This is a genomic window from Gemmatimonadaceae bacterium (genome assembly GCA_036504815.1).
Classification (GTDB): Bacteria; Gemmatimonadota; Gemmatimonadetes; order Gemmatimonadales; family Gemmatimonadaceae; genus PNKL01.
In genome coordinates this window covers 83,780-109,350 of the sequence record DASXUN010000021.1, presented here as the reverse complement: position 1 = coordinate 109,350, position 25,571 = coordinate 83,780, and the positions used below count along the sequence as shown (strand labels likewise).

Sequence of the window (25,571 nt, the reverse complement as noted above, 5' to 3'; positions counted from 1 at the left end):
GTGATACGGACCAAGGGCCGTTCGATCAACAGATGCGTCGGCGGCCCGTAAATTGGGTATGATCAATCCCCGTCTGCTGGCGCTGCTGCTCGCGACGCTGCCGATAGTCGCCTTCGCTCAAACGCCTCGTGTTCACGCGACGCGTGATGCCCTGAAACTCGACGGCCGGCTCGATGAGGCGGCCTGGTCGCGCGCCGACAGCATCGATGACTTCCGGCAGCGCGATCCGGTGGAGGGTGCGCCGGCCACCGAGCGCACGGTCGTACGGTTCATCGCGGCGCACGACGGACTGTGGGTGGGCGTTCACGCCTACGATCGCGAGCCGTCGCGGATCCTGCACGCGCAGCTGCGGAGAGACACCGAGTTAGAGACGGACGACGGCGTGCAGGTGCTGCTCTCCCCGCTGCAGGACAAGCGCACGGCGTTCTGGTTCGCGGTCAATCCCAACGGCGCGATGACGGATGGCGAGGTGGTGTCGTTCGAGCACGACAACATCAACTGGGATGCCGTCTGGGACTCCCGGGCCGCAATCACCGCCGATGGCTGGGTGGCGGAGATCTTCATTCCGTGGCAGACGCTGCGATATCGGGCGAGCGCAACCTCGTGGGATGTGAACGTGCTGCGCGTGATCCGGCGAAAGAACGAAGAGGTGCTGTGGAAAGCCTGGCGGCGAACCGAGGGGCTCAAGTTCCTCGAGAAGGCTGGCGAGGTGGAAGGATTCAACGACCTCCCGCCGCGCGCGACGGTGGAGCTGCGGCCGTACGCGTCGGCCACGGGAAACGGGACGACGCGCGCGTACTCGCCAGATGGCACGTTCAGCGCCGCTGGCGAGGCCGGGCTGAAGGGCGCCTTCGGACTCGATGCCAAGCTCGCCCCGTCACGCGGGTTGACGCTCGACCTCACCACCAACGCCGACTTCGCCCAGGCGGACGTGGACCGGCAGATCATCAACTTCAGCCGATTCCCGCTCTTCCTTCCCGAGCGGCGCCCCTTCTTCACCGAAGGCGCGGGGATCTTCGACTTCGGCCGCCCGCAGGAGACCCAATTGTTCTACAGCCGGCGGATCGGGCTCTCGCGTGACGGCGAACCGATTCCCCTCCAGGCGGGGGCGCGGCTGTCAGGGCGCATCGGAAGCCAGCAAGTGGGCGTGATCGCGGTGCGCACCGGCGGCGACCGCCCAACCTCGGACGCGGTGGTCCGCGTGCGACGCGACCTGCTGGGGCGCGGCTATGTGGGCGCGATGTTCACGGGCACGGATGCGCGCGGTGAGCAGCCGTCCACCGCGACGGGACTGGACATCAACCTGCCGTTCATCGTGCGCGGACAGAACCTCGTCTTCCTCGCGGCAACGTCATGGACGCACGACAGCACCGGCGGGGCGCCCAACTACTCGCGTTTTGCCATCGACTTCCCGAACGACTTCGCCGACATCGTCAATCGCATCGAGCGCGTGGAAGCCGGGTTCAACCCGGCGCTGGGTTTTGTCCGCTCCGACGGCATCGTGCGGTATGGCGGGTCCTTCCGAATCACGCCACGGCCGCACATACCGCATGTCCGCCAACTCGAGTTCAACCTCCTGAACTACCAGTACGTCCGGCGCCTGGACGGCAGCATGGACAACGCCTCGTTCGAGGTCACGCCGTTCGGCGTGAGGTTCAGCTCGGGCGACGAGTTTCAGGTGAACCTGCAGCGTCAGGGAGACGCACCGCTCGAGTCCTTCGACGTGTTCGACGGGACGACGATCACCCCAGGCAATTACTGGTACGATCGCTGGGGCTTCGAGTACGATGGATCGTCACGCCGTCCGCTGCGCCTGAACGTCGAAGCAAGCTTCGGGGAGTTCTACACCGGCGTCGGCGAGGACTACCGAGTGTCCGTCGAGGGACGCTGGCAGCCGCACGTGCTCTGGTCGCTGGAGTACGGCTACACCGATGGCCGCTTCCCCTCGTCGCGATTCATCGCGCGAACGACCACCGCTCGCATCGACTACGCCCTGACCCCGCGGCTCAATACGACGCTCTTCGCCCAGTGGAACAATGAGTCCAATCGCGGGGCCCTGAATGCGCGCCTTCGCTGGACCCGCTCGCCGGGGAGCGATCTGTATGTCGTGTTGAACAGTGCGTGGCCGACGTCCCTCGAGGGACGCTCGATCCCGTGGTCGCGGCCCTCACGAGGCGGGGTGGTGGTGAAGTATGTGCAGTACCTGCGGTACTAGAGAAACAACAGACAAACAACAGAGAGAAAACAGAGAAACAACAGAGAGACAACGGAGGGCTGGCATCCATCGCCAGCCCTCCGTTGTCTCTCTGTTGTTTGCCTGTTGTCTTTCTGTTGTCTCTCTGCCTTTAGGGCTCCCGCTCCTCGTCATCGTCCTCGAACGGGAAGCCGCTGCCGCCGCCACCGCTGATGCGCTCGACGCGCAGCACCTGCTTGTACGTCTGGCCCCCGACGCTGATCGACACCAGGTAGTCGCCCGTGCCGACAAACGGGGCGCCACCGCCACCCCGACGGCCACCGCCGCCGAACATGGCGAACATGCCGCCAGCGCCGCGTCCGGCGATCGCCTGGAAGACGCCCATCAACTGGCTCTGATCCGGGGCCGCTCCGCTCTCCGCCTGGCCGGCCTGCGCACGACCGCCCCCTGCGCCTGCCGGACGCGGTGCCGCTGCCGGCGTCTCACCCGGACGGTCCTGCCAACGCATGGGCTGGCCACCGAATCCGCCGCCCCCGCCGAACGCGCCGAACTGCTGGATCATCTGCTGCATGGCATCCGGGCCGCCGGTGAGGCCCGTGCGGATCCGCTCGAGCATGGGCTTGGGCAACGTCGACGTGCTATCGGCGGCGATGGAATCGAGCGCCGCGACGATCTTGCGGATGTTGTTGATGGAATCGCGCACTTCAGCCGGCGACAGCTTGGGCGACGGCGGCGCCTTGCCGCGGAAGTCCCACGTGACGCGCTGGATGCCGGCCGCACCCGGGCCGTTCAGCGTGCGCAGGGTGTCACCCGAGGCGTCCTGGATCACCACCTTTACCTGACCCGTGTTCGCCTTCGCCAGCCTGTACACGATCTCGGCGCCGTACGCCGGACTCGGCACCTGGAACAGGTTCTGGCCGACCGACTCCCCGTTGAAGGGCTTCTCCCCCCACTGGAATGCGGTGCGCGGCTTGAAGAGATACGCCGGCGCGGAGGCCACCGTCGCATCCATCTGCCGCAGCGCATTGATGTCGACGATGTAGAAGCCGCGGCCGTGCGTCGCGGCCACGAGTTCGCCATCGCGCGGATGAATGACAAGGTCCAGCACCGGCAGCGTGGGCATACCGGCCATGAACTTGGTCCACGACTTGCCGGCGTCGAGCGACGCGTACACGCCGACGTCGGTGCCGACGAACAGCAGGTTCTGGTTCTTGAGATCCTCGCGGATCACGTAGACGTAGTCCGGGCCGCCCGTCGGCAGGTTGCCGGCGATCGACGCGAACGTCTTGCCGCCGTCCTTTGTCATGAAGACGTAGGGCGTAAAGTCGCCGCGGCGATGGTTGTCGTACGTCACGTAGAAGGTGAGCGAGTCGAAATGCGACGGCTCAATGCGCGACACGTACGTTCCGGCCGGCACGCCCTTCACGTTGGCGGTGTGCTCCGTCCAGCTGCCGCCGTCGTTCAGCGACGACCAGAGGCGGCCATCGTCCGTGCCGGCGTACAGGATGCCGGGGCGCAGCGGCGATTCGTTGATCGAAACGATGGTGCCAAAAGTCTCGGCGCCCGTCGCATCGATCGTGATGCCGCCCGTCGTCTTGGTGGAGACGCGGATCTTCATCGTGTCGGCATACGACAGCTCGGGCGAGATGAAATACATGTCATCGCCCTGCTTCGTGGACTTCAGCACGCGGTTGGCGCCGAAATACATGACCGACGCGTTGTGCGGCGAGATGAAGAACGGCGTGTTCCAGTTCCACCGGATGTCGGTGTCAACGGAATCCCTCTTCTGGGCCGCGCGCAGCGCCTGCTGCCGCTTGGCCTGCTCCTTCGACATCGGCTTGGTGGTGTCGGGCCGGTCGACGAGAATGGAGTCTTCCCACTGCATGTAGCGCGGACGCCAGCTCGGCTTCACCAGCGCGGTGCGCTCACCCGTCGAGACGCGATAGCGGCCGATGTTGCCGCCCTGCGACTCGCCGTAGATGATGTCGGGGTTCGTCGGGTCGTTCGCGGTGACGAAGCCGTCGCCGCCATTGAACGTGAACCACATCGAGTTGGTGATCATTCCCTGCTTGCGGCGCGACGGTCCGCACCACGAGCCGTTGTCCTGCGCGCCACCGCAGACGTTGTAGGGCACCGCGTTGTCCACCGACACGTTGTAGTACTGGCCCACCGGGAGCACGTTGTTGGCGTCCCAATTGCCGCCGCCGTCCCAGGTCTGCGAGACGCCGCCGTCGTTGCCGACGACGATGTGCTGCGGATCCTTGGGGTCAATCCACATCGCGTGGTGATCGACGTGGATGCCGACCGTCGCGTTGCCGACCGTCTTGCCGCCATCGTTGGAGTACTTCACCGGCGTCGACGACCAGAAGACGCGATCCGGATTGTTCGGCGCGACGCGCACCTGCGAGTAGTAGAACGGACGGACGTTCTCGTCGTTCCGCTTCTCCCACGTCTTGCCGCCATCGGCTGAGCGATACAGTCCGCTCGGCGATTTCTGCGCCTTGACCTTGGGATCCTTCTTGGGGTTCGCCAGCGTGTCGGCTTCGACCATCAGGTATATGACGTCGGGATTCGACGCGGCGATGGCGATGCCGATGCGCCCCTTCGTCGTCTCCGGCAGACCGCCGCCCTTCACTTCGGTCCACGTCTCGCCGGCGTCGGTGCTCTTCCACAGCGCCGAGCCCTTGCCTCCCGAGTACTGGAAGTACGGGCCGCGGATGCGCTGGTAGCTGGCTGCCCACACGACCTTCGAGTCACGTGGATCGAGGGCGACGTCGATGAAGCCGGTGCTGTCGTTGATGAACTTCTTCAGCTGCCACGTCTTGCCGCCGTCCACGGACTTGTAGAGCCCGCGTTCCTTGTTGGTCGCCCAGGCCGCGCCGAGCGCGGCGACGTACACGACGTCCTTGTTGGCCGGGTCCACGACAACGCGGCCAATGTGCTGCGTTTCCTTGAGGCCGAGAAACTCCCACGTGCGGCCGCCGTTGGCCGTCTTCCAGATGCCCGCGCCCGGGGAGATGGAGTTGCGCGAGTTCGGTTCGCCCGTGCCGTAGTACACGGTGTTGGTGTCCGACGGGGCGATGGCGATCATGCCACCCGACGAAACGCGCTCGTTCTCGAAGACCGGACGGAAGGAGGTGCCGGCGTTGGTGGTCTTCCAGAGGCCACCGCCAGCGGACGAGACGTAATACGTGCGCGACGGCCACGGAATGCCGGCGACGTCCACGATGCGTCCCTGATGATTGGCCGGGCCGATGTTGCGCCAGCGGAAGCCGGCGATGGTCGCCGAGTCGAGCTGGGCGGCAAGCGGCGCCGCGGCAGCTGCACTCAGGACAACCAGTCTCAGGACAGATCTCATGGGTGTGAGGGCTGAAGGAACAGACGTGGAACGAGTGGATGGATCCTCGGCCAATTACGCTAGGCACAACTATAGTGTTGGCAGCGAAGGCGCCCCGAGAGGCGCCTTCGCGGTCCAGCTATTGGGGCATGCTTGCCGGAATGGGCCTCCGTTCGGGTGGCGGCATCTTCTTGGTCCGGCTGAACTCACGCCGCGCCGCATCCATCATGAGCGCCCGGTTCCACCAGAGCTGGATGGCCGAGTCGTAGCGGGTGAGCACGTTCTGCAGCCAGTACGGCCGGTTCTCGGCCCGCCAGCTCTTCTCGTAGAGTTCACGGCCCAGCACATAGGCTTCGCGCATCGTCTGCAGACGGCCGTTGATGCCGGAGATCTCCGAGAGCTCCACCCAGGTGACGGGCGTCGTGCGCGCCGGGTCGATGCTTCCAGCGTACGCCTTCACCATCTCGTCGGCGAACTGGAATTTCATGCCGATCAAGTCGAGGCGGCGCGCGCCCATGTCCATGGCATCCAACGCATCCTGCTCGCGCAGCGTCGGCTGCAGGCGACGCGCCTGCGCGATGAGCACCGAGGCCGACTCGGCATGGACTCGCAGCTCCGGCGCGGCAACGCGCACCTTCTTGGCGATCTCCATCCCTTCCGACGAGTACGGGTCCACCCAGTACAGGAAATCGTGGCCGTTGCCGGCGCCCGCCTTGCTGAGCGCGGCGTGGGCCAGCATCAGGTGCTGCTGGGCGGCGTCAATCTTGCCGGTGGTATCGCCGTGGAACTGCAGTCCATACGAGCGCTGAAAATGGGGAATCGACGACTCCCCCGGCTGCCACGAAGCGGCGGCCCCGAAGAGCACGCCGTACCACGTCTGGTTGAAGATCTCCTCTCCGTCGTCGCCCCAGCTGGTGTTGAGCATTCCGGTGGCGCCGAGCTTCTGTCCGTCGCGCACGAAGCCCTGGATGTTCTTGAGGGCGATGTTGTTATCGGGGTACGTCATCGACCAATTGTTGACCCCGGGGGCAACCCACGTCTGCATGCCGCTGCCGCTGAACGGCGTGAGGTACCGCTCGAAGTTGCCCGTGCTCCAGTAGTTCCAGGCCACCGCGACCATGTCCTTCGGCAGCGAGTTGACGAGTTGTGGCGACTCCATGGCGATGTCGCCCCAGAACAGGAACGTCTTCTTGCTCCCCTGGGCGCGCAGTTCCCGTTCGATGTCGCCGAGGAACTTCAGGTAGACATTGCCGAGCCCGTCCTTGGCGACGGCCTCCTTCGTCTGGCCCTTGCCCAGCTCGAACGTCTCGTCCGCGCCGAGGTGCACGAACTGTGACGGGAACAGGGAATCGATCTCGCTGAACCACCGCTTGATGATGTTCATCGACTCCGGCTGGCCCGGCGCCAGCACGTGGCCGTGCGGCGTCTCGGCGACCTTGCTGTAGATCTCGTACTTGAGCGCATGATGCAGGTGGCCGAAGGCCTCCTGCTCCGGAATGATCTCGACATGGAAGGGCTTGGCGTAGGCGACCAGCTCCTTCACCTGTTCGCGGGTCATCGCACCGCCGGGCGGGCCAACCAGCGGGTCGCTGTTGTAGGCCAGCGTGTGCTCGTAGTACGGCGAGTACGCGTTCATCTTGTATGCCGCGATGGTGCGGATGATGCGCTTCTGGAACTCGAGCGTCGGGACCGGACCGCGCGAGAGATCGTCGTGGAAGCCGCGCCAGCGCATGGCGGGCCAGTCGCGGACGACGCCCGTCTGCAGGGTCATCGCCGTGCCCTGTCCGGTGATGAGCTGCCTGACGGTTTGGGCGCCGTAGAAGAGACCGGCCGCGGAGGCGCCGACGACCTTGATGGACTTCGGTTCGGCCACGAGGACGTACCCTTCGTCCTTCATGTCCGGCGTGAAGGTCAGCTTGTGCCTTGCGAGGAGGGCCTTGGCCTCGACGGTGCCGCTGCGCATCAGCTGAACGGCGAGGGTACCGCCGACCGCGACCTTGGCGCCGCGCTCCTTGAGCGCGGCGGCAAGGTCGGCGGCCGCGAACTTGTCCTCCTTGTCGGCGCCGGCGGTGACCGAGATGGTGCCCTTCAGCGGGACGGTCGTCCCGGCAGTGAACTCACGCGGGGCAGGAAGCAGCCGTGGGGCTTGTGCGGCGGCGGCGAAGGGGAGGGCGGCGATCAGAACGAGGCAAGCGCGCTTCATATAGTAGTTCGGGCGAGGGTAGGGTAAGCAAATTGAATGTCGTCGCGGCGAGGAAGGGACGCCAGCGGGAACGGCGTGCCGGCCGCGACCGCCCAATGATCGGTGCGCGCCGGTGTCGGCCCCCCGCCTGCCTTGGGCGTAACCTGATTGCGAGCGCCCTGGCGCCACGGGTAGAATAGGGCAGCCCCCCTTTCGAGTGGTCTGTCTCGGGAGGAGTCATGGTCTTGCGCGTGGATGCCCTGGATCGCCGCGAATTCATTCGCGCCGTTGCGGCGGGCGTCGCCCTGATGCCGACGCTCGGCAAGGCTGGCGCAGCGCAGGCAATCGGACCGCGCCGCAGCCGGGTGGCGCTCGTGACCACCGCCGACCGCAAGCGCGGCGTCGCCGAGGTACTCAAGCTGCTCGACCTCTCCGCGGTGAAGGGCAAGAAGGTCGTCATCAAGCCGAACTTCAATTCGGCCGACGAGGCGCCGGGCTCGACGCACAACGATACGCTGGGCCAACTGGTGACCGAGTTGCACGATCGGAATGCGCGCAGCGTGACCCTGGGCGAGTCGAGCGGTCCGCCGAAGACGCAGGGCGTGATGGAGAAGAAGGGGACCTTCGATCTGGCGCGCGAACACCGCTTCGACGTGGTGGACTACGAGCAGATTGCGGCCCAGGACTGGGTGGCGTTTCCCAGCGCGCATTGGCCGGACGGCTATTCCCTGCCACGGCTCGTCGTGGAAGCCGACTACAACGTCTCGACGTGCTGCCTGAAGACGCACGGCTTTGGCGGCGTCTTCACGATGTCGCTGAAGCTCTCCGTGGGACTCACGCCCAAGTCGATCCGGCGGACGATGCACGCCTCCCCGGAGATGCGGCGCATGATCGCCGAACTGAACACGGGCTACCGTCCCGACCTGATCGTCCTGGACGGCGTGTTGGCGTTCACCGACGGCGGACCGTCGCGCGGCGAGCTGAAACAGGGGAACGTGATGATTGCCGGCACGGACCGCGTCGCAGTGGACGCGGTGGGCGTGGCGATGCTCAAGCACCTCGGCGCCAACCCGGCGATCATGTCGCGCAAGATCTTCGAGCAGGAGCAGATTGCGCGCGCGGTCGAGCTGAAGCTCGGCGTCGAAAGCGCCGATGCGATTGAGTTGGTGACGGCGGATGCCGCGAGCCAGAAGACGGCCAACGCGCTGCGGGCGATCCTCGCGCAAGGATGATCGCCAACGCGGGATGCACCCGCGCAACGAGGCCGGCGCCAGTGCGCCGGCCTCGCTGCGTTAGCGCGCTACGGCCTGCGTGTCGAGTCGCCCGCCGCAGGTGCCGTCTCAAGGCGCGGTATCGGACGTCCGATGATCGAGACGGTGCGATCGTCACCGAGGATATATAAATCGTCGCCCTTGGCGGCCATGCCGACGGGACGCACGAGCCCCGGAATCGAATGGACCGCCAGCACGCGATGCGTCGCCAGGTCAAGCGTGAGTAACGCGCTGTATGCGGCGCTGACGGCGTACAACTGGCCGCCAACCACCGTCAGCCCCGTGATGGCGTACTCGCCAAGCGATCGGTCCTTCGCCAGGGCAACACCAGCGTCCTTGGCGAGGGTCGGCACGAACTCTTCCGAGAGGGTGAAGTCCTTTCGATCAAACCGCGACACGACCATCCGCTTGACCCGTTCGGTTGGCACGGTGATGGTGTAGACCGAGTTGGAGGCCGGGTCATAGGCGGCGGACATGATGTAGAGCATCCGGGCACGCACGGTGCCAAAGCGCGAACGGTTCACCTCGTCGAACTTGTCGCGCGACTCGAGGAAGTAGCGGAAGTTGGAATCCGCGTTCGCCTTGTCGTTGGGCTTGAGGACCACGAAGCTCTTGTTCTCCCCGACGGCGATCAGCTCCCCCTTGTCGAGGAAGGCGCCGCCGGCGAACCGGCCCAGATCGACGGAGTAGCCGATGTCGATGACGGTGTAGCGCTCGATCTTGGCCAGCGCGCCGTCCGCCAGATAGATCCCGGCGTCAGTCGTGACCAGAAAACGATTGCTGACGGCATCGTATGCGAGATCCGTCGGCGTCCCGTTGAGGGCGAGGGTGAGCGGCTTGCGACTCTTGACCGTCAATTGAGGCAGGCCAGCAATCGGGCCCTTGGCGGGATCCGCGTCGAAGGTGGCAACGTCCGGTTTCTTCACCGCCCAACGGCCGCGGAAGGCGTACTTGAGGGGCGGCTTCCACTCCTCTGTCGACCAGTGCCAGTGCCTGGGGTTGAAGGAGAAGCGAATAGGATCGCTCTGTCCCATGAAGGGCGGCGGTCCAGTGCTTGCGAAGGCCTGCACGATATTGCCGCCGACGACGGCCACGAAGGCCCAGCCGGTGATGCGTTCGAGCGTAGTCAGGGTCCGCACTTCAATCGCGAGGTGCGCTGGCCGGACGAGGAGGAGCAGGGCTCCCATCGCGAGGACGCAAATCCAGTACGTGAAAAGCGCCCACGTATACGTGTGCGCCCCCATGATCTCGAGGCTGAAGCCCTGCCCGATGTCGCGCGCGCCGTGCATGCCGGTGTGTCGCATGCCCATGAACAGGCCCCACGCCGCGATCAGCACGGCCATGCCGACGTACTTGGGCCTGGGGCCAAAGCGCAGCACAAACAGGCCAACAAGCGAGATCAGCATCATGCCGATGCGCTGCTCCCAGCACATCACGCAGGGTGAATCGCCGCGCACAAAGCCAAGATAGAAGACCGCCGTGCCGACGGGAACGACGGTAAGGAACAGAACCGCGAGCGCGGTGATGGTGAAGACCGTCTCGCTCTTTCCGGCTGACGGCGGGGCGCCGGCGACCATCGACGGAGAGTCAGTCATGGTCAGTAGTTCAAGCCGGGAAGCATCCCGGTGCGGGTGGCCAGCGTGAACAGGAAGATCATCAGCAGGGTGCTGACGACGAGCATCCGGAAGGCCGCGCGCTCCCTCTCGGGCTTGCGCAGCACCAAGAGGGCGGTGAGGAGGATGAGGACGAGATTCAGGAATTCCACGACGGCACTCGCTCCAGTCTGGGGGGCCGGTTCGCGGTCAGGCGACCGCGGAGTGCGGCCGCCCCTGCAATGTGGCTGGCGGTCTAGAGCCGCATCAAGCCCAGCGTCACCAGTATGGGAATGATCACGGCCACAATGGCTTCGCCGGCGATGAAGCCAGAGGCCGTGGCAATGGAATAGCGGGTGTGCGACTCGGTGTCAGTCTTCTCCCAGGCCTTGTCCGCCGCCGCGCCGATGAACATCACGCTGACCGCGCTGATCGGGATCAGCACGCCGATGCCCATGCCCGTGGGAGACGGAACGAAATTGCGCCACGCCTTCTTCTGCTCGAGCAGGGTAAGGAGCACGCCGATGATGGCGCCGATCGCGAACGAGTTCTTCATCCAGCTGATGCGCATGATGGCCTCGGGCGTCAGCGCCCCCGGGCCGGACAACTGTTGCGTGACGATCTTGGCAAAGCCCACCCAGCGGGCCGAAACGGGGCTCGAGAGCTGGGCGCTGTCGCCGATGATGCCGTACGTGTCGCGCAGCATCGGGTAGGCGAACGCGAGTGCGAGGGCGCCGACCGGCACGGCCAGCAGTTGCATGTAGGTGAGGATCTTCGGTGTCGAGCCGATCATCGATCCCACCTTGTAGTCCTGCATGATGCCTTCGGACTCGGCGGCGACCGCACCGGTGACGCCGGACGAGACCATGCTTGCGTTGAGCGAGCCAGGAGCGATGGCCCCGAAGACCGCCTGCGTGAGGTTTGCCATCGTCGAGATGGGTCCCCAGTTCGTTTCGCCGAGCACGCGCAACGCCACCAGGCCGAGGGGCACCGCCAGCAGGATGGCGATGACCGACTGCCAGACGGGGGTGCCGAAGAAGGCCAGCTGGATGCCAACGAGCACCGTGGCGGAAACGACGCTGCCAATCCACACCCAGCGGAGCGGCATATCGCCGCTGACGCTGCCGGATTGCGAGAGGCTGCGGAACGTGGTGAGCAGCGACCGCCAGCGGAGGACCAGCGTGGTGATGCCGCCGGCAATGAGCACCGCGATGCCGGGCCACATCACCGTGAGCAGGATCTCGGTGCGCTTGGCGTGCTCTCCGATGTAGCCATGCTGATAGAGCCATTCTGGGGCGACGACCCAAGCGAGCACCGCACCGATCAGCATGCTGGCCGTGATGCGCAGGCCGATGATCATCCCGGAACCGATGTTCAGCAGCGACAGCGCGAAGCCAAGCCCCACGGTCGGCGACCAGCTGTTCACGCGAACGGCGATGACCTCGATGATCCAGCGGGCCTGCGTGGCGAAGAAGACGAGCCCCGAGACGAAGAGCGAGCCGATCATGGCGATGGTGGACTTGCGCGCCTGCGCGCCGCGCGAGTCGAGCATGATGAGCGTCTCACCCGCGGCGATGCCGTCGGGGAACGGGAGCTTCTCGTCATCGATGAAGTGCTTGCGGAGCGGGACGGCGAGAAAGACGCCGAGGATGCCGGCGGTCGAGAGCCAGAGCCAGATCTGCAGCCGCGTGAGGTGGACGTTGAAGCCGCTCCCCGGCTCGGCGGCCAGGATGTCAAAGGCGGCGAGCAACCAGCAGATGAAGGCGATCTGTCCGGCGCTCGTTCCGGCCGTCTGGACGACGTTGTTCTCCCAGCGGTTGTACCCCTTGGAGAAGATGCCGAGTGCCAGGAAGCCGAAGAACGCCGACACGACCGAAATGTTGGGGCCGATGCCGAACTTCAGGACGACATATGGATAGGACGCGCCGATGATGACGGCCACCAGCAGGCCGACGGCGATGGATCGCGGCGTGAACTCGCGGATGTGGGATGGTTTCTGCGGAACGGCGTCGCTCACGAATCACCCTCCGGTTGATCCCGAAGAAGGTAGCGCGGCCGGTCGCGTGGCGACACCACAATCGCGGCTGTCGCGCGCCCAGCGGGTCGCTGGCAATTCCGTGGCGGCGCACCGATTCTTAAGTCCATGCGCATTGGATTGGTGGGTTTCGCGGGGTCCGGGAAGACGACCGTCTTCAACACGCTCACGGGACTGCACGTCCCCATCGGCTTCGGCGGCGAGGTGCACCTCGGCACGGTCCGGGTGCCTGATGCGCGCATCGACAAACTGAGCGCGATGTTCAGTCCGAAGAAGACGACGTACGCGGAGATCGTCTACAGCGACATTCCCGGTGAGCACGGCGCTGAGAGCAAGGGACTTTCCGGGAAGGCGCTGCAGCAGATTCGCGACCAGGACGTGCTGGCGCTGGTGCTGCGCGATTTCCAGAATCCGGCGCTCGACGGAGCGCCGAACCCGATGAAGGACCTTGACGCGTTCGTGACCGAATGCCTGTTCGCCGACCTCGCAATGATCGAGCGCTGGCTGGACAAGGCGCGGAAGGAGCGACGCGACCCGCACGACATCGCGAACTTCGAGATGATGCGCGCGACGCTTGAATCGGAGCAGCCACTGCGCTCGATCCCCCCCAATCACCTCGATCGCAGCAAGCTGACGAACTTCGGCTTCCTGACTGACCGACCGTTGATGGTGGTGCTGAACCGGAGCGAATCGGAGGCGGCCGCTCCGATGCCTCCGGAGATGGCGAAGCGCCTCGGGCAGCTGCACGCGGCCGGGGTGGTGCTGTCGGCCAGCGTCGAGGCCGAGATTGCGGCCATGGATGCCGCCGACCAGAAGGCGTTTCTCGAGGACCTCGGCCTGACGGAGTCCGCGGCGTCGCGATTCATCCGCGGTACCTACAGCCTGCTCGACCTCATCTCATTCTTCACCGTTGGGCAGGACGAGGTGCGGGCGTGGCCCATCCTGCGCGGCACCCACGCCAAGCAGGCGGCGGGGAAGATCCACTCGGATCTCGAGCGCGGGTTCATCCGGGCCGAGGTGATCGCGTACGAGCATTTCATCGTGGACGGATCGGAACACGCCGCCCGCGACAACGGCCATCTCAAGGTGGAAGGCAAGGACTACCTGGTGCAGGACGGCGACATCCTGCACATCCGCTTCAACGTCTAGGGAGTCGGGGCGGGCCACGCGGCGCGCTGCACGCGCTGCAGGTAGTCCATATTCGGATTGAGCGGGCCGGGTCGAACGGTGAAATTGTAGGAGAAGAGGACGATGCCGCGCGCACCGAGGGTGCGGGCGGCATTGATCTTTGCCACCAGGGAGTCCGCCTCCATGCGGTACGCGCCCAGCCCCGCCCAGACCTTGGCACCGCCACCCGCCTCGATGGCCACCTTGACCTGGTCGCTCACCAGCTGCGTGTTGGTGTTGTACGCCATCAGGGCGGCGACGTCGAGAAAGCCGCGGCGCAGCCAGTCGGTCCAGTCCTGGAAACGGTTCTCGTACGCGTCTTTCGCATTCGCGAAGACATCCGCGGAAACCAGGACGTTGGGATTGCGTTTCTTCACCCCGAAGTAGACGCGCTCCACGATCTCGGTCATCTGCGCGCGCCGGAAGTCGTTGTACTGGGCCGGGAAGGAATCGGCATAGGCGAGGGGATCCGCGCCAAGCACGGCGAATCGCCCGCGCTGTTCTTCGGACAGCTGCGGAAGCAGCCAGCGGCGGAAGCGGTCGAGCGAGACGCGCGAGTAGTCGTGTGAAGGCGCCGGATACCGGACGTAGTCGAAGTTGAGGCCGTCCACGTCGTAGTGCTCGAGGACGTCCATCCACATGGAGTAGATGTGTTCCTTCGTCTCGGGGGCGGCGGGCGAGAGATAGACGCCCTCCACCTGCGCCCGTTCCAGCCTGGCCGCCTCGAGGATCCGGGCGCGGTACTGCGGAGTGAACGGATCCATCGCATACAGTTCGCGCGCCACGCTGTACGGCACGGCGAGCAAGTCGGGCCGACGGTTGAGCATGTGCGCCGTGTCAGTGGGCGGCGTGTCCATGTTCGCGAGGAGCATGGTATTGAGCCACGCGTGCACCGCGATGTTGCGGGCGTGCGCCTCCTTGATCACGAGCGCGAGCGGATCGAAGCCCTTGATGTCGGCGATACCGGCCGCGCGCGGTTCCCATCGCGCGTTGTAGTACGCGTCGCCACGTCCGCGCACCTGCACGATGAGCGTGTTGAAGCCGCTCGCGTGCGCGCGCGCCACCATCACCTTGATGCTGTCAGGGTGGGTGAGCACATCGCGCACCACCCAGAGTGCGCGCACCTCCGGCGGCATGGGAATGGGGGTCCGAACGACGGGCGGCCGGTGCGGCGCGCAGGCGGCGAGGGCGAGTGCGGCCAGGGCGAGGCCGCGCACTGATGTCAGCATGGGAGGAGTCACGATCGAGTGGTCCCGACAGATGCGAAGCCTATGAAAGGCGCGACGCGTTTCTATAATACGGAAATCGCTTCCCGTCGGCTGACGTCACCAGGGAAAACAAGACGGGCCCCCACGGGGCCCGTCTTGAAGATCAGGAACAGGAAATCAGGGTTTCTTGCGGCCGTACGCGGCGACGTTCTCGTCGAAGCGCGCGCGTCCCTCGGAGCTCAGCAACGCCCGCAGTTCGGCGCGCTCCTTGAGCCGAAGCGCCTCGAGGCGCGCGGTGGCCGTGGCATCGCGAACGCCATCCTTCTCATTCTGCCGGGCTTCCTTGTCCAGTTCGCGGACTTCGGCTTCGTAACGCTTCCGGCTCTCCTTGGCCGCCTTGCGCTGCTCCTTGGTCATCGGCACGCCCTTGAGCAGGGCCACGGGCTCCTTGCGCGCCACCTTGGCCGCGTCGCGAAGCGCCTTGGCTTCAGACTTGGCGACGTCCGCTGCCATCTTGCGTTCGCGCGCCTCGGTGCGGCTGGCTTCGGCCGTCGCCTGGCCCTTGTCCGCCTTCGGATTCGACTTCACGGCGCCTTGTGTCGTGACGGGAGGTCCGGCGGGCTGCTTGCCCTTCTGTGCTGCGGCCGGCAGGGCCACGCCAAGCAGCAACGTGGCGATGACCGCCGTTCGCGCAATCGAAAATGTCTGCACTGGCCTGTTCATGCGATCCTCCGATATGTAATGAAGAGGTCCTACGGGAGTTCACTGCGGACCAGCGTCACCACCGTCGTGATCGCTGGGAAGAGACCGGCTCAGACGGCGCAGCACCCGGCGACCGCCGGATGCTCCCCATCCCTGTTCTGTATAACCGCCCAGGTTCTTCAAGTTTCGCAGGACACGTGCTGCCAACTGCAATTAGCACCTGGCAGCACGAACCAAGGGTCAGACGGCGTCCTACACATCGACGCGCTGATCGTCCGGGGGGCCGTCGCGCGAGCGTTACGGCCGGACCGAACCCTGAATGACCGGCTTGAACAGCAGGCCGTTCTGGCTGATGGAGTTGCCGCGCATCACGAAACTGTTCGCGACGATGAAATCGACGAGCACCGTCGTGGTATCGTTGGCCGCGACTGCAACCGGCGTGGCGAAGACGACCTTGATGCCGCTGCGCGAACCGCTGGGGAAGAGAATGCTGGGGGTGCTCGTGCCACTCAGCACGGCGCCGTTCTTGAGCGTGACGCTCGATCTGGTGGGATCGAGGATCAGGCGGAAGCCGGCATAGTTTCCCGCGGCCACGCCCGCATTGCCAAGCGGCAGGACGGCGCCACTCTGGTACGCCAGGAGATTGACCAGCTGATTTGGCCGCGTGATCGTCGTCCAACCACCGGTGCTCGCGCTGTCATCCGGCGCGCCCTTGGCTGCGGCCGCCGAGTCGGTGTCGGCCATTCGCGCGTCCACGCGGACGACGAAGATGTCGACGCGCTGCACGGAATCGGTCGGGAACGGCGCGTCCGTCAGCTGCACCGCGATCGTGCCGCGGCCCGCTTCGGTCGTGGACGTGCCGCAGGCGGTGGCGAGTGTCGCGGCCGCGAAGAGCGCGGCGATCCCGGTCGTGCGCAGCCACGCGGACGGTGGCGTGTTCGCGACGGGTTTCGTGGTGGGCGTGGGTCGTGCGGAGGTTCTGGTGTTGGTCATGCGGTCCTCGTTGCTGGTGACGTGTGACGCCCGATCATCCAGCGGCATCGGGATGCGCCGCCACCATTTCGGGGGATGTCGAATGAGTAGGCTTCTCCCGCTTGCGAAACCATCGCGCAATGTGAGTAGTCCCAATGGTCCATGCCTCGCGTGGCCCGGGTGCGTGAGGCAAATTCAGCCTCTCTGCCGACGCTCCGCTGCACTGAACACAGGTGTGCCATGCGACCGACCTGCCGACCGTACATACCGATTGCGCTCCTCGCCCTGACGATTGCCGCCTGCGAGTGGCCAGCGACGAAATCTGCTTCACGCGCGGAGGCACCCGCGATTCCCGAACGGCGCGTGCCCGTCTTCCCCGCAGAATGGCCGTGGCAGCCGGGGGCGAAGGCCACCTTTGCCGCGCAGGCGATGGTGGCCAGCGACGATCCAATTGCGAGCGCGGCGGGCGTGGACGTCATGCGCGCCGGCGGCAACGCCGTGGATGGTGCGGTGGCCACGGCCTTCGCGCTGGCGGTCACGTATCAGGAGGCGGGCAACATTGGCGGTGGCGGCTACCTCGTCCTGCGCATGGCGGACGGACGCACCGACGCCATCGACTTTCGTGAGATGGCACCCGGGAAGGCCACCCGCAACATGTATCTGGACGCACAGGGAAACAAAACCGACAAGAGCCTCGATGGACCCCTGGCATCCGGCGTCCCCGGATCGGTGGCCGGGCTGACGACCGTCCTCGCGAAGTACGGCACGTTGCCGCTGCGGACCGTGATGCAGCCGGCGATTCGGCTCGCCGAAGACGGCTTTGTGGTCAGCGAGAACTTTGCGCGTTCGGTGCGCAACGACAGCGCACGCATCGCGAAGTTCCCCGTGGCCGCCGGCGTCTTCCTGCCGGAGGGCCGCGTTCCCGCCGTTGGATCGCGGCTCAGGCAGCCGTGGCTGGCGCGCACCCTGCGGCTCATCGCCGAACAGGGCGCCGATGCGTTCTACAAGGGGGAGGTGGCCGATTCGATCGTTGCGGAGATGCAGCGAGGCGGCGGCATCATCACGAAGGGCGATCTCGCCAACTACAAGCCGATCTGGCGGACGCCAATTCGGGGATCGTACCGGGGCTATGGCTTCATCACGATGCCGCCGTCGTCGAGCGGCGGCACCATCGTGGCGGAAGCGCTGAACATCCTCGAGACGTACGATACGCTGCCGCCGATTGCGACGGCCGACTACGCGCACCTCCTCGGATCGGCCTATCAGCGCGCGTTCATCGACCGGAACAGCCGGATGGGCGACCCCGCCTTCGTGCGTGTGCCGGTGGACACGATGACGGACAAGGGGTATGCGAGGCGGTTGCGCGCAACGATCGACCCGGTGCGCCATACGCCGACCCCCGCGCTGGAGCGGCGCATGCGCGAGGGGACCGAGACGACGCACTTCTCCGTCGTGGACGCCCGCGGCAATGCGGTGGCGATGACGACCACGACGAACGGACTCTACGGTTCGGGCGTCCTGGTGCGCGGGGCGGGATTCTTCATGAACAACGAGATGGACGACCTGGCGGCGAAGCCGGGCGAGCCGAACCAGTTTGGGCTCGTGGAAGGCGAGAACAACGCGGTGGCGCCGGGCAAACGGCCGCTGAGCGCCATGTCACCGACCATCGTGCTCGACCCGGCCGGGCAGCTGCTCCTGGTGGTGGGATGCCGCGGCGGGCCGCGAATCATCACGGCGACCTCCCAGGTGATCCTCAACGTCATCGATCACCGGATGTCGATCGCCGACGCGATGGCGGCGCCGCGCCTGCATCATCAGGCCCTGCCCGACACGCTGCGGACGGAGCCACGCGGTCTCGACCGGTCGACCATCGAAGCGCTCACCGCACGCGGGCATGCCGTGGGCTTGATCAGCAACGTGGGGCTTGTGAACGCGATCATGCGCGTGCGTGGCGGCTACGAAGCCGTGGGCGACCCGCGTCGCCCGGGCGGGATTGCGGGCTACTGAAGGGACTCTCGTTCGCGCTGTCGGCGGGCGCGCCCCCGCGGTAATTCTTAGTGGCACGCTGATCGCCGCCAATCCCCGAGGGAGCCCGTGTCTGCCACCACCTCTGCCGCAACGCCTGACTCCATGCGCGAACAGGTCATCACCTGGCGCCGGCACCTGCACCAGCACCCCGAGTTGTCATTCCACGAACGGAACACGTCGCAGTTTGTCGCGGACACGCTGGCGTCGTTTGGCGGACTGGAGATCTCCAGACCGACGCCGACCAGCGTGATGGCGCGGTTGTTTGGTGAGGCGGGACCGGGGCCGGTGCTCGCGATCCGCGCCGACATCGATGCCCTGCCGATCGTCGAGGCGAACACGCACGACTTCGTGTCACAGGCGCCGGGGGTGATGCACGCCTGCGGTCACGACGGCCATACCTCGATGCTCCTGGGCGCCGTGAAGGTGCTGCTCGGTCACCGGCGCGCGCTGCGGGGAGAGGTGCGCTTCCTCTTTCAGCACGCGGAGGAACTGTATCCTGGCGGCGCGTCGCAGATGGTCGCGGCCGGCGCGCTCGACGGCGTGGAGCTGGTCATCGGTGCCCATCTCTGGTTGTCGATGTCGTTCGGCCGCGTCGGCGTGAAGGCCGGGCCGTTGATGGCGTCGCTGAACACGTTCCGGATCACGATCACCGGCGCCGGCGGGCACGCCGCCATTCCGCAACAGACCATCGACCCGATCGTGACGGCGGCGGAGGTGGTCACGAGCCTGCAGCACGTCGTGTCGCGGAACGTCGATCCGCTGGCGTCGGCGGTGATTTCGGTGACGCAAATCAACGGCGGCAGCACGACGAACGTGATCCCCGGCGCCGTGGAGATGGCGGGCACGGTGCGCACCTTCGATCCGGAACTGCGACAGCGCATACCCGTGCTGATGGAACGCGTGGTGGCGGGAATCTGCAGTGCGCACGGCGCGACCTACGAGTGGACGTTCGAACCCGGGTACGCCGCCGTCGACAACGACGCGGCCGCCTGTGACCTGGTGCGGCGCGCCGTGGTGCGCGCCCTCGGACCGGACGTGCTGGTCGAGGCGAGGCCCACGATGGGCGCCGAGGACTTCTCGGCGTACCAGCAGGCCACGCCGGGCGCGTTCTTCTTCATCGGCGCACGCAATGAGGAACGCGGCATCGTCTATCCTCACCATCACGAACGCTTCGACCTCGACGAACGCGCGCTGGACTACGGCACGCGCATCTTCGTCGCCGCAGCCCTCGCACAACTTGGTGATCCCCATGCCGGCTGATTCGCCCGGTACGCGACGTTCACGGTGGCGCCGATATCACCTGCTGGCCTTGCTGCCGGCGCTCGGCATGCTCGGCGGACTCCCGTTCGCCAATCGGGTGCAGCCGCTGATTCTTGGATTGCCATTCGTGATGGCCTGGCTGGTGGCCTGGGTGATTGTCACCGCGGCCATCATGGCGTGGATACTGCGAACTGACACCGCGAACGGGCTGGCTTCAGACCAGGTGCAGGGGCAGGGAGAAGAGGGTGGTGCGGGGGAAGATGAGGGAAAGACCTCATGACGATTTCCCTCGCCATCCTTGGCACCTTCTTCATCATCGCCATCGGACTCGGGCTGCTCGCCAAGCGCGGGCACACGATGACGCTCGAGCAGTGGAGCGTGGGCGGGCGCGGCTTTGGTAGCCTGTTCGTCTTCCTGCTGATGGCGGGCGAGATCTACACCACCTTCACCTTCCTTGGCGGAAGCGGGTGGGCGTACGGAAAGGGCGCGCCGGCCCTGTACATCCTGTGCTATCTCACGCTGGCCTACACGCTGTCGTACTTCCTGCTGCCGGCCATCTGGCGCTACGCGCGCGGACGCGGGCTCGTGTCGCAAGCCGACTTCTTCATCGCCAAGTACGAGAGCCCGGCCATGGGATTGCTCGTCTCGGCGGTGGGAGTCGCGGCGCTGGTGCCGTATCTCGTGCTGCAACTGAAGGGGCTGGGCATCATCGTCACGGAAGCGTCGTATGGCGCCATTTCGCCGGTGACGGCGATGTGGTGCGGCACGGCGGCGCTGATGTTCTACGTGGTGGTGTCTGGCGTGCGCGGATCGGCGTGGACCGCGACGCTGAAGGACATCATGATCCTGGTGATCGTGGTCGTGATGGGCGTGTACCTGCCGTATCACTATCACGGCGGCTATGGCGCGATGTTCACGGCCATCGATGCGGCGAAGCCGGGATTCCTCACCCTCCCCGACAACGGGATGAGCCAGTCGTGGTTCATCTCGACGGTGCTGCTGACGTCGGTGGGCGTCTATACCTGGCCGCAGTTCTTTGCCGGGGTCTACACGGCGAAGAGCGAGAACGTCTTCCGCAAGAATGCGGTCATGCTGCCGCTCTACCAGCTGGTGGTGCTCTTCGTCTTCTTCACCGGCTTTGCGGCGACGCTGGCCGTGCCGGGACTGACCGGCTCCGACGCGGACCTGTCGCTGTTCCGCATCGCGAAGCTGACGTTCGCGCCATGGGCGGTGGGGATGATTGGCGCGGCGGGACTGCTGACCGCCCTGGTGCCCGGATCCATGCTGCTGATCACGGCGGCAACAATCCTGGCCAAGAACATCTTCCGCGTCGCGGTGCCCCAGAGCAGCGACCGCACGGTGGGCATCGTCGCGCGCTCGATGGTGCCGGTGCTGGCGCTCATCTCGCTCTATCTCGCGCTGCACGGCGGCCAGGCGATCGTCGCGCTGCTGCTGATGGGCTACAATGTCGTGACGCAGCTCTTCCCGGCGCTCGTGCTCTCATTCGGCGACCGGCCGCGGATTGGCACGACGGCCGCGCTTGCCGGGATCATTGCCGGCGAACTGACCGTGGCCGCGGTCACGCTGTCGGGGACGTCGCTGGCGAAGCTCGCCCCGGGGCTGCCGCAGGCGGCGAAAGACCTGAACGTCGGTGTGGTGGCCCTCCTCGTGAATATCGCTGTCATCCTGCTCGTTTCCGCCGTGATGCCGCGGCGGGTGAGGGAGCGCGTGGCATAGGGAGTTGCGGTGTCGAAGTGCGCGTGTGCGGTTCCTCCACCTGAACCTGTGGCTGTATGGCGGCACGGCGCCGCTGAATGGCCAGCCCATTGAAGTCGTGATCCGGCGCGTCACCTGCACTCCGGGCGTGCCGAGCACGATCACTCCCTCAACATCCTGCCGGTAGACGGAAACCGGGTCGCCGATATGCCCAACCTGTTTGATCCCCTTGTCGTACGCAGCGTGACGCTGCGCAACCGCATCGGTGTGTCGCCCATGTGCCAGTACTCTGCCACGGGCGGCCTGGCAAACCACTGGCACCTGGTGCACTACGGCAGTCGCGCGGTCGGCGGCGCCGGCCTCGTGATCGTGGAAGCAACGGCGGTCACACCCCAGGGGCGAATCTCGCCGCACGACCTGGGATTGTGGAACGACACCCAGGTGGAGCCGCTGGCGCGCATCGTGCGCATGCTGGAAGAGCATGGTGCCGTGGCGGGGGTGCAACTCGCGCACGCCGGACGCAAGGCCTCCACGCGCCGTCCGTGGGAAGGAGGGAACACCGCGCCGGCGGCGGAGGGCGGATGGGAGGATATCGTGGCGCCGAGCGCGCTGCCGTTCGCCGACGGCCACCTGATGCCCCAGGCGCTCGACGACACCGGGATCGCCGGCATCGTGCGCGCCTTCACGGATGCCGCGCGCCGCGCGCGGGCGGCCGGCATGCAGGTGATCGAATTGCACGCCGCGCACGGCTACCTGCTGCATCAGTTCCTGTCGCCATTCAGCAACCTGCGCACCGACCGGTACGGCGGATCGTTCGAGAATCGCACGCGCCTGGTGCGAGAAGTCACCCGGGCGGTCCGCGGTGCCTGGCCCGAGAAGCTGCCGCTCTTCGTTCGCGTATCGGCCACCGACTGGACTGAAGGCGGCTGGGACGTGGCGCAGACCGTCGAGCTGGCGCGCCTGCTGAAGGATGACGGCGTTGACGTCATTGACTGCTCATCCGGCGGCAACGTGGCGAAGGCGCGGATTCCGCTCGCGCCAGGTTATCAGGTGCCGTTCGCGGCCGAGGTGCGCCACCGCGCGGGGATCTTCACCGCCGCCGTCGGAATGATCACCGAGGCATCGCAGGCGAATGAGATCATCGGCACCGGCAAGGCGGACCTGATCTTCCTGGCGCGCGAGTTGCTGCGAGACCCATACTGGCCGCTGCATGCGGCGCAGACGCTGGGGCTACCGGGACGCTGGCCGGCGCAGTATCTGCGTGCGGCGCCGAAGGGGACGCCAGCGCCCGGCGTGAAAGCCTAGAACGGCCAGCGCGACACGGCGGCGCGGGGTCAGGAGCCCCGCGCCGCCGTGCGGCGCGTGCTACCGATGCCGGCGCGGCATCGGAGCGAAGCGACCGCTGCGCCCGCCGATGACGATCGGGAAGGTCACGCTGACCCCCGAGTAGTAAGGCCGGTAGTAGCCGAACGAGCCATACAGACCGAAGGCCCACGGGTCATAGAACGGGTACGGCGGTCCCCATCCCGTATACACGTTGGTGACGTGCGTCGGCTGACGGGTCTGCACGTCAGGCGCATTGACCGTCACGGATGAGTTGCCGACGACATCCCTGCACGACCGCCGGTCCTTGATGGCCTTGGCGATGAGCTTGCCGTCCATCCAGAGCTCCATCGCGGCCCTCGAGGGCGAATTGAGCTCGACCGACTCCCGCTCGTTGAGCGTGATGCGCGTGTGCTCGGTTCCCTTCTCGAGGCCGTACTCGAGATCGATCGGCTTGGTGCCGTCGTTGCGGATGACGAAGCGATCGTCGCAGACGTAGCCGAACGTCACCTGCGCGGCGTCGGCGATGGGCGTGCGCGCCACTTCGGTGATCTGCGCACGCACTGGCGAAGCGACGAAGGCGGCGCTGGCCACGATGCCAAGCGCCGCGAGGACGGAGTGACGCACGTTCTTCATGATGCAGTCTCCGGAGGGTACGCTCGACGGGCGGCGAGCGTCGCCGTCCGTCGGACCGCAGTCAGTCGTACCCGCGCCGCCGCCACGGGTTCCTGTCCAGAGGACACCCGGAGGCGAAGAAACCCTGCGCCGTGTCCGCGCGGCGGTCCTAGCGAGCCGCCCCGACGTTCTTCGTGGTCACATAGAAGTTCACGTCAACCTGGAAATCCGCGGCGGACGCCAGCGCGTACTTCCCCGACTGCCACTGCTCAGTGGGCGTCACCCAGTCAAAACCGGTGCCCGCGATGCGTACCTTGATGGGCATGTTGAAGCCCGGCACCACGTTCGCCCAGCGATAGCGCACGGTGCCGCCGTCAATCGCGTACTCAAGCACGGGGATCTGGATCGTCGTCAGGTATTGCTGGAAGATCTTCGACAGGTCCTTGCCCGACTCCCTGATCATGTAGTCCTTGATCTGGCTCCCGGTGACGGTCTGGTGCCAGAAGGTCTGCCCGAGTCCGCGCAGGATGCCCCGCCACTTGTCGTCATCGTTCACGATCTGGCGGATCATGTGCAGCATCGTGCCGCCCTTCGGATACATGTCGCCGGAACCGGAGGCGTTGACGCCGCGGTTGGGCGGTTCGATGGGCCGGTCGTTGCGGATGCCGCGGCGCACGCCCACGGCATACTCGGCGCCCGCCTGCTTGCCGAACTGGCACTCCGTATAGAGCGCCTCGGAGTAGTTGGCGAAGCTCTCGTGCACCCACATGTCCGCGTGGTCCTTGAACGTGATGTTGTTCGCGAACCACTCGTGCGCGCTCTCGTGCACGATGATGAAATCCCACTTCATGCCGTAGCCCGTGCCCGACGCATCGCGGCCGCGGTAGCCGTTGGCAAAGCCGTTGCCATAGGTGACGGCCGTCTGATGCTCCATGCCGTTGTTGGAGACCTCGATGAGCTTGTACCCGTCCTCGTACCACGGATACGGGCCGAACCAGTGCTCGAAGCACGCCATCATGGGGCGCGCCTGGGCCCACTGCTTCCTCGCGGCATCCATATGGTAGGCGAGCGGCCAGTAATCCATGGTCAGGGTGCCGCGCTCCCCCTGGTACAGTTCGGTGAAGTGATCATACTTCCCGATGGCCACGTTGATGGCGTAGTTGTTGATCGGGTTGACCGAGAACCACTCGTACGTGGTCGTGCCGTTGCCGTTGTTGCGAATGCTGCGCAGGCGGCCGTTGCCCACGCTGACCAACGGGTCGGGCACGGTGGTGACGATGCGCATGCTGTCAGGTTCGTCGGCCTCGGTGTCCTTGTTGGGCCACCAGATGCTCGCGCCGATGCCTTCATCGGTGGAAACTATCCACGGGCTGCCGAGGCTGTCGGTGCCCCACGTGAAGCCGCCATCCCACGGTGGCCGCTTGGCCGGCTGCGGCTTGCCATGATAGTAGACCGTCAGCTGCTTGCTGGCGCCGGCGCGCTGGGGCGACACGACCGTGACGAAGAAGGCGTTGCCGTCGCGTCGATACTTCAGCGCCTTGCCATCCTGCCTGATGCTGTCCACCACCAGCGGAACCTGCAGATCCACCTGCAGTTCGGACGCCGGCTTCAGCACGCGGTAGGTGATGCCGTTGAAGCCCTTGATGGAACTGTCGGACGGATTGATGGCGACGTGGAGGTCGTAGAAGGTGACGTCCCACCAGGCGCGCTGGGGTGTGTTGTAGGAGCCGCGCAGCGTGTCGGCGCGGGTAAAGGCACGCGCGCCCTGTGCCGGCGCGGACTGCAGCGCGGCCGAGGCGAGGAGGGCGAGCAGGGCCAGACGGGTCTTCATAAGTCCATCTCCGTTCAGTCAATCAGGACCAGCGGTCACTCCGGAATCTGCGCATCGGGAGCACCGGTAGCCAACGGACGGGTGCGCACAAACGTTTGACTTGATGGCTGGCAGATCGCGCGGCACGTGCGCAGAATC

At 66.1% G+C, this 25,571-nt stretch carries 18 protein-coding genes; 8 read left to right on the top strand and 10 right to left on the bottom strand.

The window, feature by feature from the left end:
- The first annotated feature begins 58 nt into the window (after window positions 1-58).
- Window positions 59-2,215 carry a DUF5916 domain-containing protein gene (locus tag VGJ96_10160; GenBank protein ID HEY3287466.1) on the top strand — a complete coding sequence of 719 codons (2,157 nt, stop codon included), beginning with the start codon at window positions 59-61 and terminating at the stop codon, window positions 2,213-2,215.
- A 130-nt stretch (window positions 2,216-2,345) separates the two neighbouring features.
- Here VGJ96_10160 and VGJ96_10155 read toward each other — a convergent pair whose 3' ends face one another.
- Both VGJ96_10155 and VGJ96_10150 read right to left on the bottom strand, forming a co-directional pair.
- The gene (locus VGJ96_10155; GenBank protein HEY3287465.1) at window positions 2,346-5,552 is read right to left on the bottom strand and encodes a hypothetical protein; all 3,207 of its coding nucleotides are present in this window, start codon (window positions 5,550-5,552) and stop codon (window positions 2,346-2,348) included.
- 118 nt (window positions 5,553-5,670) lie between these two features.
- Window positions 5,671-7,734, bottom strand: a complete 2,064-nt coding sequence (locus VGJ96_10150) for a glycoside hydrolase family 20 zincin-like fold domain-containing protein (GenBank protein ID HEY3287464.1) — start codon at window positions 7,732-7,734, stop codon at window positions 5,671-5,673.
- A gap of 218 nt (window positions 7,735-7,952) precedes the next feature.
- On the opposite strand from VGJ96_10150, the gene VGJ96_10145 reads away from it, so the two are divergent.
- The gene (locus VGJ96_10145) at window positions 7,953-8,945 is read left to right on the top strand and encodes a DUF362 domain-containing protein (GenBank protein HEY3287463.1); all 993 of its coding nucleotides are present in this window, start codon (window positions 7,953-7,955) and stop codon (window positions 8,943-8,945) included.
- A 68-nt stretch (window positions 8,946-9,013) separates the two neighbouring features.
- Here VGJ96_10145 and VGJ96_10140 read toward each other — a convergent pair whose 3' ends face one another.
- From VGJ96_10140 to VGJ96_10130, 3 genes are all read right to left on the bottom strand, one after another.
- Complete coding sequence (locus VGJ96_10140) at window positions 9,014-10,579, bottom strand: disulfide bond formation protein B (protein HEY3287462.1); 1,566 nt, start codon at window positions 10,577-10,579, stop codon at window positions 9,014-9,016.
- A gap of 2 nt (window positions 10,580-10,581) precedes the next feature.
- Complete coding sequence (locus tag VGJ96_10135) at window positions 10,582-10,749, bottom strand: dihydroneopterin aldolase (protein HEY3287461.1); 168 nt, start codon at window positions 10,747-10,749, stop codon at window positions 10,582-10,584.
- An 83-nt stretch (window positions 10,750-10,832) separates the two neighbouring features.
- The gene (locus tag VGJ96_10130) at window positions 10,833-12,593 is read right to left on the bottom strand and encodes an OPT family oligopeptide transporter (GenBank protein ID HEY3287460.1); all 1,761 of its coding nucleotides are present in this window, start codon (window positions 12,591-12,593) and stop codon (window positions 10,833-10,835) included.
- Window positions 12,594-12,719: 126 nt separating this feature from the next.
- Between VGJ96_10130 and VGJ96_10125 the strand changes: the two genes are divergently transcribed.
- Window positions 12,720-13,760 carry a DUF933 domain-containing protein gene (locus VGJ96_10125; GenBank protein HEY3287459.1) on the top strand — a complete coding sequence of 347 codons (1,041 nt, stop codon included), beginning with the start codon at window positions 12,720-12,722 and terminating at the stop codon, window positions 13,758-13,760.
- Here VGJ96_10125 and VGJ96_10120 read toward each other — a convergent pair.
- From VGJ96_10120 to VGJ96_10110, 3 genes are all read right to left on the bottom strand, one after another.
- Window positions 13,757-15,007 (bottom strand): family 10 glycosylhydrolase, encoded by a 1,251-nt coding sequence (locus VGJ96_10120; protein HEY3287458.1) that lies wholly within the window; start codon window positions 15,005-15,007, stop codon window positions 13,757-13,759. The genes VGJ96_10125 and VGJ96_10120 overlap by 4 nt on opposite strands.
- A gap of 156 nt (window positions 15,008-15,163) precedes the next feature.
- A complete protein-coding gene (locus VGJ96_10115) occupies window positions 15,164-15,709 on the bottom strand; it encodes a hypothetical protein (GenBank protein HEY3287457.1) in 546 nt (181 codons plus the stop codon).
- A gap of 276 nt (window positions 15,710-15,985) precedes the next feature.
- Window positions 15,986-16,681: a DUF4382 domain-containing protein gene (locus tag VGJ96_10110; GenBank protein HEY3287456.1), complete on the bottom strand. Its 696-nt coding sequence runs from the start codon at window positions 16,679-16,681 to the stop codon at window positions 15,986-15,988.
- A gap of 342 nt (window positions 16,682-17,023) precedes the next feature.
- On the opposite strand from VGJ96_10110, the gene ggt reads away from it, so the two are divergent.
- The 5 genes from ggt to VGJ96_10085 all read left to right on the top strand — a co-directional run bounded on the left by ggt (window position 17,024) and on the right by VGJ96_10085 (window position 22,969).
- Window positions 17,024-18,667, top strand: a complete 1,644-nt coding sequence (gene ggt / locus VGJ96_10105; protein ID HEY3287455.1) for a gamma-glutamyltransferase — start codon at window positions 17,024-17,026, stop codon at window positions 18,665-18,667.
- 123 nt (window positions 18,668-18,790) lie between these two features.
- A complete protein-coding gene (locus VGJ96_10100) occupies window positions 18,791-19,948 on the top strand; it encodes an amidohydrolase (protein ID HEY3287454.1) in 1,158 nt (385 codons plus the stop codon).
- Window positions 19,938-20,228 carry a DUF3311 domain-containing protein gene (locus tag VGJ96_10095; GenBank protein HEY3287453.1) on the top strand — a complete coding sequence of 97 codons (291 nt, stop codon included), beginning with the start codon at window positions 19,938-19,940 and terminating at the stop codon, window positions 20,226-20,228. The genes VGJ96_10100 and VGJ96_10095 overlap by 11 nt, the downstream gene beginning before the upstream one ends.
- On the top strand, window positions 20,225-21,685 hold the full coding sequence (locus tag VGJ96_10090; protein ID HEY3287452.1) for a sodium:solute symporter: 1,461 nt from the start codon (window positions 20,225-20,227) through the stop codon (window positions 21,683-21,685). Before VGJ96_10095 ends, VGJ96_10090 begins: the two co-directional genes overlap by 4 nt.
- A gap of 186 nt (window positions 21,686-21,871) precedes the next feature.
- Window positions 21,872-22,969 (top strand): NADH:flavin oxidoreductase/NADH oxidase, encoded by a 1,098-nt coding sequence (locus VGJ96_10085; GenBank protein ID HEY3287451.1) that lies wholly within the window; start codon window positions 21,872-21,874, stop codon window positions 22,967-22,969.
- Between the two features lie 60 nt (window positions 22,970-23,029).
- Here VGJ96_10085 and VGJ96_10080 read toward each other — a convergent pair whose 3' ends face one another.
- Window positions 23,030-23,623 carry a hypothetical protein gene (locus VGJ96_10080; GenBank protein ID HEY3287450.1) on the bottom strand — a complete coding sequence of 198 codons (594 nt, stop codon included), beginning with the start codon at window positions 23,621-23,623 and terminating at the stop codon, window positions 23,030-23,032.
- Between the two features lie 148 nt (window positions 23,624-23,771).
- Window positions 23,772-25,433: a M1 family metallopeptidase gene (locus VGJ96_10075; protein ID HEY3287449.1), complete on the bottom strand. Its 1,662-nt coding sequence runs from the start codon at window positions 25,431-25,433 to the stop codon at window positions 23,772-23,774.
- Between the last annotated feature and the right edge of the window lie 138 nt (window positions 25,434-25,571).

Excerpts from the sequence above, each read along its gene's own strand:
- VGJ96_10125 (HEY3287459.1), top strand. The coding sequence starts at position 12,720 with ATGCGCATTGGATTGGTGGGTTTCGCGGGGTCCGGGAAGACGACCGTC.
- VGJ96_10080 (HEY3287450.1), bottom strand. The coding sequence starts at position 23,623 with ATGAAGAACGTGCGTCACTCCGTCCTCGCGGCGCTTGGCATCGTGGCC.
- VGJ96_10085 (HEY3287451.1), top strand. The coding sequence starts at position 21,872 with ATGCCCAACCTGTTTGATCCCCTTGTCGTACGCAGCGTGACGCTGCGC.
- VGJ96_10140 (HEY3287462.1), bottom strand. The coding sequence starts at position 10,579 with ATGACTGACTCTCCGTCGATGGTCGCCGGCGCCCCGCCGTCAGCCGGA.
- VGJ96_10160 (HEY3287466.1), top strand. The coding sequence starts at position 59 with ATGATCAATCCCCGTCTGCTGGCGCTGCTGCTCGCGACGCTGCCGATA.
- VGJ96_10100 (HEY3287454.1), top strand. The coding sequence starts at position 18,791 with ATGCGCGAACAGGTCATCACCTGGCGCCGGCACCTGCACCAGCACCCC.
- VGJ96_10110 (HEY3287456.1), bottom strand. The coding sequence starts at position 16,681 with ATGACCAACACCAGAACCTCCGCACGACCCACGCCCACCACGAAACCC.
- VGJ96_10095 (HEY3287453.1), top strand. The coding sequence starts at position 19,938 with ATGCCGGCTGATTCGCCCGGTACGCGACGTTCACGGTGGCGCCGATAT.
- VGJ96_10155 (HEY3287465.1), bottom strand. The coding sequence starts at position 5,552 with ATGAGATCTGTCCTGAGACTGGTTGTCCTGAGTGCAGCTGCCGCGGCG.
- VGJ96_10090 (HEY3287452.1), top strand. The coding sequence starts at position 20,225 with ATGACGATTTCCCTCGCCATCCTTGGCACCTTCTTCATCATCGCCATC.
- VGJ96_10120 (HEY3287458.1), bottom strand. The coding sequence starts at position 15,007 with ATGCTGACATCAGTGCGCGGCCTCGCCCTGGCCGCACTCGCCCTCGCC.
- VGJ96_10145 (HEY3287463.1), top strand. The coding sequence starts at position 7,953 with ATGGTCTTGCGCGTGGATGCCCTGGATCGCCGCGAATTCATTCGCGCC.
- VGJ96_10150 (HEY3287464.1), bottom strand. The coding sequence starts at position 7,734 with ATGAAGCGCGCTTGCCTCGTTCTGATCGCCGCCCTCCCCTTCGCCGCC.
- VGJ96_10075 (HEY3287449.1), bottom strand. The coding sequence starts at position 25,433 with ATGAAGACCCGTCTGGCCCTGCTCGCCCTCCTCGCCTCGGCCGCGCTG.
- VGJ96_10115 (HEY3287457.1), bottom strand. The coding sequence starts at position 15,709 with ATGAACAGGCCAGTGCAGACATTTTCGATTGCGCGAACGGCGGTCATC.